The sequence below is a fragment of the Mesorhizobium sp. AA23 genome (assembly GCF_001672435.1).
Taxonomy (GTDB): domain Bacteria; phylum Pseudomonadota; class Alphaproteobacteria; order Rhizobiales; family Rhizobiaceae; genus Mesorhizobium.
In genome coordinates, this window is sequence record NZ_LYTP01000030.1 from 145,411 (window position 1) to 160,148 (window position 14,738).

Here is a 14,738-nt window from a genome sequence, read left to right on the forward strand (position 1 = left end):
GGTCGATCTGGTCTACCCCGTATGCCTCTCCGAGCTTTAAGAAGTCGCCGAGACACCTTCCTCTCGCCCTTCAGGGAGGTCCACTACAACGCTACGATCGTCAAGGATGCTCCTGACGATGAGAGAAGCGGCCGGCCTCGGCAGTTCTGAGGTTGACATGGACACTTATAGCGAAGTCGTTCCGAGTTTTGCAGGTTGGGTGCTCGACGGTCCCGGGGTCATTCTTCTGCTGGCGGCAACCCTGCCGCTGATGCTTCTTCTTAAGGGCCGGCAGCTGGGCTACGGGACCCTTGCCGTCATTATCGGCACTGTCATGTTGCTTTTGTTGGGTATCGAGAATTGGGCGGGAGCGGTCGCCGCCCTTCTCGCCTATTGCGTCCTCGTTTCATTGGCCTTGCTTTCCACCTGGAGGCGTATGAAGCAAATCGAGGACCGCCTCGCATTGGTCGCGTCGGCAATAGACGGCCTGGAAGTCGCCGAGGAGCGGCGACAGACCTACAGCGTCAGGCGTTCGCGCCGGAGGCCGGAAGCCGGAGCAATGGTGCAAACCGTCGCGGTCGGCGCGACGGACAATCCAGACAACGAGACGCGATATATCCCAGGGCCGCCTTGGCAAGAGCTGCAAGCGCCCGGTCCGCGACCGGAATCCGCGGCTCCGGCGTCAACGCAATCGGTAGGGCGCAATTTTGCCTCATCGTCGGGTGGGAGCCCCTGACAACAAAGGTTCGAAGACAAGGATCGGTTTTGCGGCGGCAGATTCCCGGGCGGCCTGTCCGGACCGAGTCTCAGCAGCGCGGTTCAACTTTTCACTGCATCCGCGGCGTCGCGCGTAATGTCCTTGCTCCGACGAGATCCTGCCGGCCTCTCGCCGGGGGCTTTGCGATGGTCCAGACGATACTGTCGGGCGCAGTATGCGGGATCGGTGCGGTGGGGCCTGCATTTCGACGGCATGCGGGCACGCCGCGGCATGCTGCTTGGCATCGGTGCGGCACGAGTTGTTGTTCCGAAGTCATCGTGCGCTGCAAGCCAAAGCTGTGCTGCCTGAGCGACTTTAATATACCAAGGGTGTAGGGTTGTACCAAAAGGTGGTAGACTGCGCTGCAATTCGGATGAGGTGACAGATGGAACTTTTTGCCTAGTCGATAGTTGCAGCTTCAGGTTGACCCGGGGGGGTGGATCATGGGCTTGGGCGATTCGGGGAAATGAACTTATCGAAGCAAGTTGGATTGGTGAAAGGACCCACGCTTGCTGACGCAAGCTGGGAAAGGGGAATCTCTGTACTGCCAGGAGCCGTGCGCCGCACCTATGCGGCCAACGCGACTATTGCAGGCGAATACCACACCAAATCCTCTATTCTGATTATGATCGCCGGCTGGGCGGCATTTGCGAAGACATTGCCGAATGGCTCACGTCTCATCGTCGATTTTGCGCTTCCTCGCGAAATTGCGGTGATCGAGTTCGCCGGAAAAGCGGGCGATACGGTGACGGCCCTCTCGGACGTTATCGCGATTGAGCTGGCCGGCCCCGTCCGTACATGTTCTGCGCGTTATCCGCAGTCCATCTGCGAAGCAATCCTGCGGGCTGAGGCGGATCGATATTCAAGGGTTGCGGAACACCTAGCAAGCGTCAGCAGAAGGGGTGCCGTTGAGCGCACGGCCCATTTCCTTCTCGAACTGGCCTGCCGCTCACATCGATCGGCAACGAGCTATCCGGCCCGCTTTGAATGCCCGCTGACCCAGGGCGAACTGGCCGATGCATTGGGACTTTCGGCTGTGCATGTGAGTCGCGTGTTGAAAACGTTGCGACAGACCGCCCTGGCCTCATTCCGTTACGGGGTCGTCGAGTTGCACGATCTTCCGGGACTGATCAAAACAGCCGGATTTGATCGGTCCTACATTTCGAGCTGATGCAAGGCGCCTGGCACGGGCAGTTCAGCGCGCGGAAGTGCTGAACTGCCCAAACCGTTAGGGCCAAATCGTCTCCTTCCGGCAGCCTATTCTTCCAGCGCAAGCCCCAATTCGGCGCGCCGTCGCAGCCAAAGACTTGCGCGGTAGCGAGGATCCCGGGTGCGGTCATGGATCGTATCCAGGATGCGCAGAATGCGGGCAGGGCCGAGCTTGTTGCCCCACTCCAGAGGTCCGTGGGGATAGCCGAGCCCCAGCCGTACGGCGGCGTCCACATCCGCCGCCGATGCAATCTTTTGCTCGACGATCTCGCTGCCGATATTGACGATCATCGCGACCACGCGCTGGCAGACCGCGCCGCAACTATCGCTCACCAGGGTCGCCTTGCGGCCGGCGCTTTTGGCAAGCGCGAGGGCGGCGCTCCTGGCCGTATCGGATGTCGCCGCCGACGCGACGAGCGTGACGTGACGGTCCAGGCCGAAATAGGGATCGAACCCGACGCATAGTGAAGATGAGAGGCCAAGACGCATCGCGGCGCCGGCGACATCGTGCCCCTCCAACCCTACGAGGATGAGGCCGTCCCGCCCTAGCGCCTGATCCTGGAGACCGCAAACAGTGGCGCCGGCCGACGCGACCAGTTTTTGCATTTCGCCGGTGTCATTGTCGGCCAGAACGGTGACGCGATCCGGAATCCCGGCGGTCTCCGCCGGCTGTGTCGATGCGGGCGGAACGGCTTGCCGGCTGCCGTCGTAGGCATAGAAGCCGCGTCCGGTCTTGCGCCCGAGCAGGCCCGCAGCCACACGCTGCGCCGCGATGACGGAAGGGCGGTAACGCGGATCCTGATAGAACTGGTTGTAGACACCCTCCATCACCGGGTGGGAGACATCGAGCCCGGTGAGGTCCATCAATTCGAAGGGGCCCATCCTGAAGCCGGCGGCGTCGCGCAGGATCGCATCGATGTCGGCGATCGAGGCCACGCCCTCCCGCAGCATGGCCAGGGCCTCGGTGCCGAAGGCGCGGCCGGCGTGATTGACGATAAAGCCGGGCGTGTCGCTGGCGACGACGGGCCGGTGGCCGAAGCGGGCCGCAAGCTCGACCAGCGTGTGCTCCACCTCAGGCGCCGTGTGAGCTCCTGAGACGACCTCGACCAGTTTCATCACGGGCACGGGATTGAAGAAATGGTAGCCGGCAATCCGCTCAGGTCGCTTGGCCGCGGAAGCGATCGCCGTGACGGACAGCGAAGAGGTGTTGGTCGCGATGATGGCGTCCGGCCTGACGATTGTCTCCAGCGCCTCGATGAGCTGACGTTTGGGCTCGAGACGTTCGACAATAGCTTCCACCACCAGATCGGCGCCTGCCAGTCGCCCAAGTGTTTCGGCAGGTTCGATATGGGCGAGCAGCTTCTCGACTACCTCCGAGCTGACTTTGCCGGCGGCTGCCCTGGCGCGCTGACGCGACGCGATTTGCTCGATGGCCGCCGCCGCCTTTCCGGGGGCATCATCGACCATCATCACATCGATGCCTGCCGCCGCCAGGACCTCCGCTATGCCGGAACCCATCACCCCGGCGCCTACGACACCGGCTTTCCCGATCCGACTGGTGGGCTCCCCTCCCGCGCCTGCCAAGTCAGCGCCCCTTGAACGAGGGTCCGCGCTTCTCCAGGAAGGCGGCAATGCCCTCCTGTTTGTCCGCGGTATCGAAAAGCAGCTGGAAGGCTTTGCGTTCCAGCCTCAAGGCGGTTTCCAACGGAGCGTCTTCGCCGTTGACGACCGCCTCCTTGATCTGCTCGACGGCCAGCGGCGGAAGACGGCCGATCCTCTCAGCGATTTGCAGCGCATGCTGCAAGGCCTGGCCCTCATCCGTCAGGGTGCTGACCAAGCCGGCACGCTCGGCATCCTCGGCCGAAAACATGTCGCCGGTGAGAAGGAGCATCAGCGTCTTGTATTTGCCGATTGCCCTGAGCAGGCGCTGGGTGCCGCCGGCGCCCGGCATCAAGCCGAGCTTGACTTCAGGCTGACCAAAAGTGGCTGTCCGTGCGGCGACGATGATGTCGGCGTGCATGGCAAGCTCGCACCCGCCGCCCAGCGCGAAGCCTTCGACCGCGGCAATGACCGGCTTCGGGCACCTGGCGATCGCGTCCCAGTAGCGGTGGGTGCGCTGCAGAAGCATGTCGGCCGAGCCGAGCTTTTCGAACGCTTTTATGTCGGCTCCTGCAGCGAAGTTGCCGCCGCGCCCAGCAATGACGATCGAGCGGATTTCCGTGTCCTCGGAAAAGCTTGTCACGGCGGCGGCCAGCTTCTCCCGCACTTCGAGGTTGAGCGCGTTGCGCACTTCGGGACGATTGATTTCGACCAGCCCCACCTTCTCGACAGGGCGGCTCTCGACGACAAGGAGGGAGTCTTTCGCGGAACTCATTTCGTGCTGCGGAAGCTAACTGGGAACTTCATACCCGAACTATGGTCAGCGGCCGCGAGGCCCGCAAGGATATTGTTTGCTGCGACCGGTGCGATCAGGGCGGTCCGCAGGCCTGAGGCGGCTTCTCAGCGTCATGCTTTCGCTCGAGCTCCGATGTCCCTTAGCGATGCTCCAGCAAGATGCGCGTCACATGCTCGGCGATGGCCAGGCTCGAGGTCAGCCCGGGGCTTTCGATGCCAAATAGATTGACCAGGCCCGCGATGCCATGCGTCCCGGTATCCTGGATGACGAAATCGCTGTTGGCTTCGCCGGGACCGGAAAGCTTTGGTCTGATACCGCTATACGCCGGCTGCAGGCTGCCGTCGGCCAGTTCCGGCCAGTATTTGCGGATTTCAGCATAGAAGCGGGTGCCGCGTGCGGGGTCGACGCGGTAATCGAGCGCATCGGTCCATTCGACGTCAGGCCCAAAGCGCGCCGTGCCGCCGAGGTCGAGCGTCAGATGGACGCCGAGCCCGCCGGGCTCCGGCACGGGATAGATGAGGTGCGAAAAGGGCGCTCGCGTCGCCACTGAAAAATAGTTGCCTTTGGCGTAGCGAAGCCCGGGCAGGAACCGCCGATCGAATCCTGTGATCGAGCCGGCAAGCGCGACAGCGCCGAGCCCCGCCGCGTTCACGAGCCGCGATGTGGCGATCTCGAAATCTTCGCCGCTTCCCGTGCTGGTTGTCTGGAGAACGATGCGGTCGGCTTCGATCCGGCCCGACACGATGCGGGTGTTGAGCGACAGCATCGCACCGCCTCCCTCGGCTTCGCCGAGCAGGGCGAGCATCAGCGCGTGGCTGTCGATGATGCCGGTGGAGGGCGAAAGCAGGCCAGCGGTGCAATGCAGCGCCGGCTCAAGCTTGTGAGCCTCGGCGGCAGAGAGGAAACGCAAGTCACCGACACCGCAGGCCGCGGCATTGGCTCGGATATTGGCAAGCACCGGCTCCTGCGCATCATCGGTCGCGACGATCAGCTTGCCGCAGCGCCGGTGCGGAATCGAGCGCTCGGCGCAGTAGCGATAGAGCATCTCGCGTCCGGCCACGCAGAGCCGCGCCTTGAGCGAGCCTTGCGGATAATAGATGCCGGCATGGATGACTTCCGAATTGCGCGAGCTCGTCTCGGTGCCGATGGCATCCGCCGCTTCGAGGATCAGCGTGTCGAAACCTTGCGCGGCAAGGCCGCGCGCGATTGCGAGGCCGACCACGCCGGCACCGGCAATCACGCAGTCAACCCGTTCCATGCCCAGTCCATTCGGTTGCGCGAGCGGCGCCTCACAGCCCTTTCTCAAGGATCATCTGGCTGTTGTCCATTGCTATCGGGCAATGATGTGCCCGCCGCCGCTTCCGAGACCGACCATGCGCCAGGTTCCCATGGCGCTATCGATCGTGACAGGGCGGCTCTTGCGGCTTGAACCCGCGATGATGCATCACAGCTCAGACACGAGGGCAAATTTCGGACTTCTCGACCAGCGAGATGGTCCTACACTCGCAGACAGGAGCCATCATGGACGCCAGACCGAATTCCCCTGAAGCCCGCGACATCCGCTACCACATGCACGCCTACACCAATGCCCGCAAGCATCAGGAAACGGGACCGCTGGTCATCGAAAAGGGCGACGGCGTCTATGTCGAGGACATTGCCGGCAACCGCTATATCGAGGCGATGGCCGGCCTGTGGAGCGTTGCCGTCGGCTTCTCGGAAAAGCGACTGGTCGAGGCGGCCACGCGGCAGATGTCGAAGCTGCCCTTCTACCACGATTTCGGCTCGAAGGCGCATTCGCCGCTGATCGATCTGGCCGAGAAGCTGGTGCAGATGGCACCGGTGCCGATGAGCAAGGCCTACTTCACCAATTCGGGCTCCGAGGCCAACGACACGGCGATCAAGATGATCTGGTACCGGTCGAACGCGCTCGGCCAGCCGACGCGCAAGAAGATCATCAGCCGCAAGCGCGGCTATCATGGCGTCACCATCGCGTCCGCAAGCCTGACCGGGCTGCCGAACAATCATCTGTCCTTCGACCTGCCGATCGCCAATATCCTGCACACCTCGACGCCGCACCACTGGCGCGATGCCGAGCCCGGCGAAAGCGAGGAGCAGTTTTCCAGCCGTCTGGCCGACGACCTGGAAAAGCTGATCCTCGCAGAGGGGCCGGAAACCATCGCCGCCTTTATCGGCGAGCCGATCATGGGCGCCGGCGGCGTGGTCGTTCCGCCCGCCGGCTATTGGGGAAAAATCCAGGCGGTGCTGTCGAAATACGACATTCTTTTAGTGGCCGACGAGGTCATCTGCGGCTTCGGCCGCACCGGCGAGATGTTCGGTTCGCAGACCTTCGGCATCAAGCCCGACATCATGGTGTTGTCCAAGCAGATCTCGTCGTCCTACCTGCCGATCTCGGCGCTGCTGATCAACGACAAGGTTTTCGAACCGATCGCCGACGAGAGCGATCGCATCGGCACCTTCGGCCACGGCTTCACCGGCGGCGGTCATCCTGTCGCCGCGGCCGTCGCGCTGGAAAACCTCAAGCTGATCGAGGAGCGCGACCTTGTCGGCAATGCGCGCACGGTCGGCGCGCATTTGCAGGCCAGGCTGCGCAAGCTCGGTTCCCATCCACTGGTGGGCGAGGTGCGTGGCGTCGGCCTGATCGCCGCCGTCGAGCTGGTCGCCGACAAGGCGAGCAAGGCGCCATGGGGCAAGCCTGCGGCTCTCGGTGCGCTGGTCAATGGGTTCATGCAGCACAACGGCGTGATCTCGCGCAACATGGGCGATGCGATCGCTTTCTGTCCGCCGCTGATCATTACCGAGGCTCAGGTCGACGCTTTGGTCGACGCGTTCGAACGGTCGCTCGAGGCCGCGCTGCCGCAGGTCCGGCCACAGGGCTGAACCATCGATCACCATGGGAGCGCCGTGTCGGCTCGGTCAGGTCGGCATTTCCGAACTGACCTGCTTGCGAGGCATGGTTATTCGGGCTTGTCGTCCGGATGCCCGAGCTCGCAGAACCAGCCGCCGAGATATTTCACCGACGGCCTCTTTGGGTCGGGAATTGGCGTCTTCGCCTCGACGGCGGCCCGGAACGGCTCGGCGCTGTCCTGCGGGATGAATCCGAGATGATCGGCGCCGCTGTTGTCGACCATCTTCAGCTTGTTGTTGGATAGGCCAAACGAGATGGTGTGGCCGACGCGCGGCGCTGTCAGCGATGCCTCGACCAGGCGCACGCAGTCGGCGAAGGAAAGATACGACCACAGCATGCGCCGGTCGGCCGGCTCGGGGAACGACGAGAAGATGCGCAGGCACACCGTCTCGATGCCGAACTTGTCCCAATAAAGCCGGCTGAGGCTTTCGACGAAGTTTTTCGACACGCCATAAAGACTGTCCGGGCGCACCGGCGCGTCGACGCCGATATGCGCCTCGATTTCGTGATAGCCGATGGCATGTACCGAGGAGGCGTAGACGACGCGCTTCACGCCGTGTTTCCGCGCGCCTTCATAGATGTGGTAGGAGCCGCGAATGCTGGAATCGAGGATGGTCTGCCACTCGCATTCGAGCGGCGCGCCGCCGAAATGCACGATCGCATCGCAGTCCTTGGTGGCCGCGATGGTCGCCTCCATGTCGGCAAGATCGAAGACGGCTTCTTCTTCATGAGGCGCAAGATCGCTGAACGGCCCGCGGCCCGCCAGGCGGATCTTGCTTGCCAGCGGCACCAGTCCCTTGCGCAATTGCGAGCCGAGCCGGCCAGCGGCACCGGTAATCAATATACGTTCGTAGTGCGGCATCGTTTACTCCACCTGTGCGACGGCGGCATTGATCCGCGAGATCGCCTCGGCCAGCACCCCTTCGCCGGTCGCCGTCGAGATGCGGAAATAGGGTGACAGTCCATAAGCGACACCCGGCACCGACGCCACGCGTCCTTCGTTGAGAAGATAGTTGGACACGGCCGCGTCATCCTCCAGGACGACGCCCTTGGGCGTCTTGCGGCCGATCAGGCTGGCGCAGCCGATGTAGGCGTAGAAGGCGCCTTCCGGCGGCGACAACGTCAGTCCGTTTATCCTCCTGATGCCGTCCACTACCAGGTTGCGGCGCGCCTCGAAGGCCTGCCGGAAGCGCGCGACTTCATCCTGCGGACCGCTGAGGGCGGCGACGGTCGCGGCTTGTGCGATCGAGCACACCGAGGTGCAGGACTGGCTCTGGATCGTCGACATCGCCTTGATGAGTGGCGCGGGGCCGGCTGCGTAACCGACGCGCCAGCCGGTCATCGCATAGGACTTCGAGACGCCGTTGACGATCAGGGTGCGGTCCTTGAGCTCGGGGCAGGCCTTGTCGAAGGAGACGAATTCGCGTCCGTCGAAGAGGATGTGCTCGTAGATCTCGTCGGAAAGGACCAGCACCTGCGGGTGTTTTGCCAGGACCGCGCCCAGCGCCTTGAGATCGGACGCGGAATAGACCGCGCCAGACGGGTTGCCGGGCATGTTGAGGAAAAGCCACTTTGTCCTTGACGTGATTGCCTTTTCCAGCAGCGCCGGCGTCAGCCGGAAACCTGTGGTCTCCGGGCATTCGACGACGACGGGCGTGCCGCCGAGCAGCTTCACCATTTCGGGATAGGAGACGAAATAGGGCGCCGGCAGGATCGCCTCGTCGCCTGGCTCCAGCGTCGCCATCAGCGCGTTGAAGATGATCTGCTTGGCGCCGTTGGCGACGACGATGTCGTCGGCCGTGTAGTCCAGGCTGTTCTCACGGCGGAACTTGCCGGCCACGGCTTCGCGCACTTCGATGGTGCCAGCGGCAGCGGTGTAGAGCGTCTGTCCGGCCTTGGCGGCAAAATGCGCGGCATCGATGATGTGAAGCGGGGTCGGGAAATCGGGTTCGCCCAACCCGAGGTCGATCACGTCCACACCCTTGGCGCGCAGCGCCTTGGCGGCCTGCGAAGCCGCCATGGAAGCCGAAGGCTTCACCGCCGAGAGGCGCGAGGCAACGTAACTCATTGGTCGTTCTCCGAGATGTAACCCTTGGATCGGTCGTTGGCCCGCGCGGCGGCACTGCGCTTGGCCGGATCGCCATAGCCGCCGCCGCCCGGCAGTTCGAGGATCAGCCGCCGCCCGGCGGGGACGTGCTGCCAGCCCTTGGGGCGCATCTTTGTGCCGTCGTCGAGCTTGACCACGCCGGCGACGCCGGGCTCGCCGCCATTGCGTCCGCGCGGGGGATGGTTCACGCGGTCGAACATGGCGGAGAAGTCGAACTCGTGGCCGTCGGTCGCGGCGATCTCGATGATCTGACCCAGGCCGCCGCGGAACTCGCCGTCGCCGCCGGAATTCGGCCGCAGCTCTTTGCGCCAGATCACGATCGGACCGGTATGCTCCGTCGCCTCGATCGGCATCGTATGGACACCGGACGGGAAGGCCGTCGCCGACAGCCCATCGAGCTCAGGCCGCGCGCCCATGCCGCCGGAGTTGAACATCAGCACTTCGGCGCGGCGGCCGGACGCGCCGGCGACGGGCCGCGCCGAAATGTGGATGTTCCACAGCGCGCCGGCGCCTTCGGCGAGGATCTTTCCGGGCAACGCCTTGGAGAACGCGCCAAGTACCAGATCGGGCACCATGTGGCCGAAGATGTGCCTCAACGCCACCGGGGCCGGCCGCACGGCATTCAGGATGTTGACCGGCGACGACACGGTGAAGAAGGCGAGCGAGGCGGCATTGTTCGGGATGTCGGGCGCCACCATGCATTTCAGCGCATAGCAGGCATAGGCCTTGCTGTAGATGATCGGGCAGTTGATGCCCCAGCGGCTCATCGGGTCGGTGCCGGTGAAGTCGACCTCGACATGGTCCTCGCGGACCGACACCCTGGCCGCGAGTTTCACCGGCTCGTCGTAGCCGTCGGTCACCAGCTCGTTCGACCAGCTTCCCTTGGGCAGCGCCTCGATGCGTTCCAGCATGGCGTCGCGGGTGCGCGAGAAGATGAAATTGCCTAACCCATCCAGCGAGGTCAGGCCGATCTCCTTCATCATGTCGACGAGGCGCCGGTGCCCGACCTCGTTGCAGGCAGCGAGCGAATAGAAATCGCCGACCACCTGGTTGGGCTCGCGGACATTGGCGCGCAGGATCCTGACCAGATCGAGATTGACCTTGCCCTTTTCCGCGAACTTCATGATCGGGATCTGGATGCCTTCCTCGTAGACCGACTTGCCGTCGGCGCCGAAGCCGCGCCCGCCGACATCGACGACATGTGCCGTGCAGGCGAAGAAGGCGACGAGCTCGCCGTTGAGGAAGGACGGGGACACCATGGTGATGTCGTGCAGGTGGCCGGTGCCCTGCCAGGGATCGTTGGTGACGTAGGTGTCGCCTTCGAACATCTGGTCGCGCGGGATTTCGTGCATGAAATGCAGCACCGCCTCGGCCATGGTGTTGACGTGGCCCGGCGTGCCGGTGACTGCCTGCGCAAGCATCTGGCCGCGCGGGTCGAACACGCCAGCCGACAGGTCGCCGGATTCGCGCACCGAAGTCGAGAAGGCGGTGCGCAGCAGGGTGAGCGCCTGCTCCTCGACCACCGAGATCAATCGGTTCCACATGACCTGCATGCGGATTTCGCCAATATCGCTCATGCCTGGCTGCCTTTGCGGCTCAGTAGGATCGCGCCGTCGCTCTGGATGACGGCGTCGAAGCTGGTGGTGACGACGGTGGAAGTTTCGCGCTCGACGATGACCGCGGGGCCCGCGATCCGATCGCCGGGGCGGAGCGAGTCGCGCTCGACGATGCCGTAGCTGCGCGGTGCGCCGCTGACCGGATCGAACACCTCGCGGGTCGTTTTGAGTTCGCTCGTTGTCTTGCCAGTTGTGAGCTCGTGCCTGGCGACGGCGGGACGAACATCCGTCGCCTTGACCGACCAGGTGACGATCTCGATTTCCAGTCCGTCGAGCCCCTCGATGGCGCGGCCGAAGAAGCGCTGGTAATTCTCCTCGAACAACGCCTTGAGTTCTGCAACGGCATCGTCTCCGAACGGCTCGTCTGCCACCGGCACGGGGATTTCCCAGCCCTGGCCGGCATAGCGCATGAAGGCGGTGATTTCGCAGACGATCCTGCCGCTGGCGCCGCCGCGCACAAAACCCTCGGCGGAGGCCTTGAGATCGGCGAGCAGGGCATTCACTTCGGCAGGCTGGAACCGCGACAGGCGCGTCAGCTTCGAGGCCAGCGCCTCGTAGCCGAACGGCGCCTTGAGGAAGCCGATCGCCGAGCCGACGCCGGCGCCGCGCGGAACGATGCACTGGTCGATGCCGAGCTTTTCGCACAGTCTCGCCGCGTGAAGCGGGGCGGCGCCGCCGAAGGCGATCATCAGATTGTCGGATATGTTCTTGCCGTTCTCGACCGCATGGACGCGGGCAGCATTGGCCATGTTCTCGTCCACTACCTCGCAGATTCCGAAGGCCGTCGACATGGCATCGAGCGACAGCCGCTCGCCGACATCGCGCAGAATCGCCTGCTCGGACGCAGTGCTGTCCAGCTTGATCGCCCCGCCGGCGAAATTGTCGGGGTCGAGCTTGCCGAGCACGAGATCGGCATCCGTGATCGCCGGACGCTTGCCGCCGCGCCCGTAGCAGGCCGGCCCCGGCTCCGAGCCGGCACTCTCCGGCCCGGTCTGGATACGGCCCATGGCGTCGACCCAGGCGATGGAACCGCCGCCGGCGCCGATCTCGATCATCTCGATAACCGGGATGGAGATCGGCATGCCCGAGCCCTTCGAGAAGCGGTAGGTGCGCGCCACTTCGAAGGTTCTCGCCGTGCGCGGCGCATAGTCCTCGATCAGGCAGATTTTGGCGGTGGTTCCGCCCATGTCGTAGGAGACGACCTTCTCAAGACCAAAGCGCCTGGCGATGTCTGCGGCGAAGATCGCGCCGCCCGCCGGGCCGGATTCGACCAGCCGGACCGGAAATTCCGAAGCGGTCTCCACCGAGATCAGGCCGCCGCCGGAATGGATCATGAAAACGGGGCAATCGGCGCCCATGTCCTTCAGGCGCGTCTGCAGGCGGGCGAGATAGTCGGCCATCTGCGGCCGCACATAGGCGTTGGCGCAGACCGTGTTGAAGCGTTCGAACTCACGCATCTGCGGCGAGACTTCGGCGCTGATCGAGATCGGGATGCCGAGTTTTCTGGCGAGGATCTCGCGCGCCCGGCGCTCGTGGTCGGGGTTGGCATAGGCATGGATGAAGCCGATCGCCACCGAGCCGAAGCCGCCGGCCGCGATCCGCTCGGCGATGTCCTCCAGGGCGGCTTCGTCGAGCGGCTGCAGCTCTTGGCCTTCCGCGCCGATGCGGCCCTTGACGGTGAAGCGATCCTCGCGCGGAATCAGCGGCGTCGGCAGTTGCAGGTTCAGATCATACTGCTCGAAGCGGTTTTCCGTTCGCATCTCGATCACGTCGCGGAACCCTTCCGTCGTGACCAGCGCGGTCTTCGCGCCACGGCGCTCAATCAGCGCGTTGGTGGCGAGTGTCGTGCCGTGGATGATGATGCCGATCTCGGACGGCGAAATTCCGGCGTCGCGAATGACGATGGCGATGCCGTCGAGGATCGCCTGCTCGGGAGCCGCATAGTTGGTCAGTACCTTGGTCGAAAACATCGTCCCTCGGACATCAAGGGCGATGTCGGTGAAGGTGCCGCCGATGTCCGCGCCGAGGCGGATGTCGTCAGTTCTGGAGGTCATGACTTGGCCTTCTGGGAAGCGAGCGCGGCGTCGCGCATCTGAGAGAGGGTCTGCCGGGGCGTTATCGCTTCGGGCGAGATGGTGATGTCGAGGACGGCGCCGGTCGTCGAGCTAAGCGCCCGCTCGAACGCCGCCGCGAAATCCCCCGTGGTTTCGACCCGCTCGGCGTGAAAGCCATAGGCCTTCGCCAGCGCCACGAAGTCGGGATTCTCGAGCGAGGTTCCAGAGACGCGAGCCGGATAGTTGCGCTCCTGATGGGCACGGATGGTGCCGTAGATGCCATTGTTGACGATCAGCACGATCGGCTGCGCGCCGGCCTGCATGGCGGTTCCGAGTTCCTGGCAGTTCATCTGGAAATCGCCGTCACCGGCAAAGCAGACCACGGTGCGTTGCGGGTATGCGACCTTGGCCGCGATCGCGGCCGGCAGGCCATAGCCCATGGCGCCGGATTGCGGCGCAAGCAGGCGCGCTTGCGGTCCAAACTTGAAGAACTTGTTCGGCCACACGGTGAAATTGCCGGCGCCGTTGGTGAGGATGACGTCGGGCGGCAGCGTCTCGCGCAGCCAGGTGCTGACCGCGACCATGTCGACCGGGCCGGGCTGCACGGGCGCAGCGAACGTGCCTTCATAGGCCTTGCGTGCCGTCGTGCGCCAGTCGGCCCAAGAACCCTTGATCGGGGTGAGCGCCTTGGCGAAGGCGTTCGGACCGGCATGGATACCGACCGTGGGCACATAGATCTTGCCAATCTCGCGATCGGAGCCGTGCACGTGGATCAGCTTCTGGCGCGGTACGGGAACTTCCAGCAGGGTGTAGCCGTCGGTCGTCATCTCGCCGAAGCGGACATTGACGGCGAGGATCACGTCCGCATCGCGGATCAGGTTTTTCACATGCGGCACCATCCCGACGCCGGCCTCGCCGACGAACACCGGCGAATGGTTGTCGAACTGGTCCTGATACCGGAAGGCTGTCACGACCGGGATATCGGAGGCCTCAGCGAAAGCCTGAAGCGCCGCGCGTCCGTCAGCCGTCCAGTTGGTGCCGCCCATCAGCAGCACCGGATTTTCGGCGGCGGCAAGCATCTTCAATACCGACGCAATTGCCTCCTGTGCCGGCGCCGCTTCGAAGACAGACGCCGGTCCGCCGAGCGGCGCGGCTCCGGTCATGGCCGTCAGCATGTCTTCCGGCAGCGCGACCACTACGGGGCCGGGCCGTCCGGTCAAAGCGGTGTTCCAGGCCCGCGCCACGATTTCGGGAAGACGATCGACGTCATCGATCTCGACCGCCCATTTTGCGACGGTTCCATACACCGCCCGGTAGTCTATTTCCTGGAAGGCTTCGCGGCCTTTCATGTCGGTGCCGACCTGGCCGACGAAGAGGATCATCGGCGAACTGTCCTGCATGGCGGTGTGCACGCCGATGCTGGCATTGGTCACGCCCGGGCCGCGCGTCACAAAGCTGATGCCCGGCGTGCCCGTCAGCTTGCCGTAGGCGGAAGCCATGAAAGCCGCACCGCCCTCATTGCGGCAGAGCACGTAGTCCAGCTTTCCACGCGTGTCGTGCAGCGCGTCGAGAACGGCGAGATAGCTTTCGCCGGGAACGCCGAAGCTCTTGGTCGCGCCAAGCGAGATCAGGCACTCGACAAGAAGGCGACCGCCATTGCGGACCATGCTTCGGCATCCTCTTACGCTGGTGGCA

The 14,738-nt window shown here is 64.2% G+C and carries 11 protein-coding genes; 3 read left to right on the plus strand and 8 right to left on the minus strand.

Annotated features, from left to right (window positions below):
• Positions 1-118 precede the first annotated feature (118 nt).
• Both A9K66_RS24655 and A9K66_RS24660 read left to right on the plus strand, forming a co-directional pair.
• Complete coding sequence (locus tag A9K66_RS24655; RefSeq protein ID WP_197507517.1) at positions 119-715, plus strand: hypothetical protein; 597 nt, start codon at positions 119-121, stop codon at positions 713-715.
• A gap of 577 nt (positions 716-1,292) precedes the next feature.
• Entirely contained in the window at positions 1,293-1,907 is a 615-nt protein-coding gene (locus A9K66_RS24660) for a Crp/Fnr family transcriptional regulator (RefSeq protein WP_067328760.1), read from the plus strand.
• Between the two features lie 86 nt (positions 1,908-1,993).
• On the opposite strand, the gene A9K66_RS24665 is transcribed toward A9K66_RS24660, so the two are convergent.
• From A9K66_RS24665 to A9K66_RS24675, 3 genes are all read right to left on the minus strand, one after another.
• Positions 1,994-3,529, minus strand: coding sequence for a 3-hydroxyacyl-CoA dehydrogenase (locus tag A9K66_RS24665; protein WP_067328762.1), 1,536 nt, complete (start codon positions 3,527-3,529; stop codon positions 1,994-1,996).
• A 1-nt stretch (position 3,530) separates the two neighbouring features.
• Positions 3,531-4,319, minus strand: coding sequence for an enoyl-CoA hydratase-related protein (locus A9K66_RS24670; RefSeq protein WP_067328764.1), 789 nt, complete (start codon positions 4,317-4,319; stop codon positions 3,531-3,533).
• Between the two features lie 160 nt (positions 4,320-4,479).
• On the minus strand, positions 4,480-5,598 hold the full coding sequence (locus tag A9K66_RS24675; protein ID WP_067328766.1) for an NAD(P)/FAD-dependent oxidoreductase: 1,119 nt from the start codon (positions 5,596-5,598) through the stop codon (positions 4,480-4,482).
• Between the two features lie 263 nt (positions 5,599-5,861).
• Here A9K66_RS24675 and A9K66_RS24680 point away from each other — a divergent pair, with 263 nt between their 5' ends.
• Positions 5,862-7,238, plus strand: a complete 1,377-nt coding sequence (locus tag A9K66_RS24680; protein ID WP_067329130.1) for an aspartate aminotransferase family protein — start codon at positions 5,862-5,864, stop codon at positions 7,236-7,238.
• Positions 7,239-7,315: 77 nt separating this feature from the next.
• On the opposite strand, the gene A9K66_RS24685 is transcribed toward A9K66_RS24680, so the two are convergent.
• The 5 genes from A9K66_RS24685 to A9K66_RS24705 are packed head-to-tail and all read right to left on the minus strand — an operon-like array spanning position 7,316 to position 14,710.
• On the minus strand, positions 7,316-8,128 hold the full coding sequence (locus tag A9K66_RS24685) for an NAD(P)-dependent oxidoreductase (RefSeq protein ID WP_067328769.1): 813 nt from the start codon (positions 8,126-8,128) through the stop codon (positions 7,316-7,318).
• A 3-nt stretch (positions 8,129-8,131) separates the two neighbouring features.
• Positions 8,132-9,334: a pyridoxal phosphate-dependent aminotransferase gene (locus A9K66_RS24690; RefSeq protein WP_067328771.1), complete on the minus strand. Its 1,203-nt coding sequence runs from the start codon at positions 9,332-9,334 to the stop codon at positions 8,132-8,134.
• The gene (locus A9K66_RS24695) at positions 9,331-10,950 is read right to left on the minus strand and encodes a hydantoinase B/oxoprolinase family protein (protein ID WP_067328773.1); all 1,620 of its coding nucleotides are present in this window, start codon (positions 10,948-10,950) and stop codon (positions 9,331-9,333) included. The genes A9K66_RS24690 and A9K66_RS24695 overlap by 4 nt, the downstream gene beginning before the upstream one ends.
• Positions 10,947-13,043: a hydantoinase/oxoprolinase family protein gene (locus A9K66_RS24700; protein ID WP_067328775.1), complete on the minus strand. Its 2,097-nt coding sequence runs from the start codon at positions 13,041-13,043 to the stop codon at positions 10,947-10,949. Before A9K66_RS24700 ends, A9K66_RS24695 begins: the two co-directional genes overlap by 4 nt.
• A complete protein-coding gene (locus A9K66_RS24705) occupies positions 13,040-14,710 on the minus strand; it encodes a thiamine pyrophosphate-binding protein (protein WP_067328777.1) in 1,671 nt (556 codons plus the stop codon). The genes A9K66_RS24700 and A9K66_RS24705 overlap by 4 nt, the downstream gene beginning before the upstream one ends.
• Positions 14,711-14,738 lie beyond the last annotated feature (28 nt).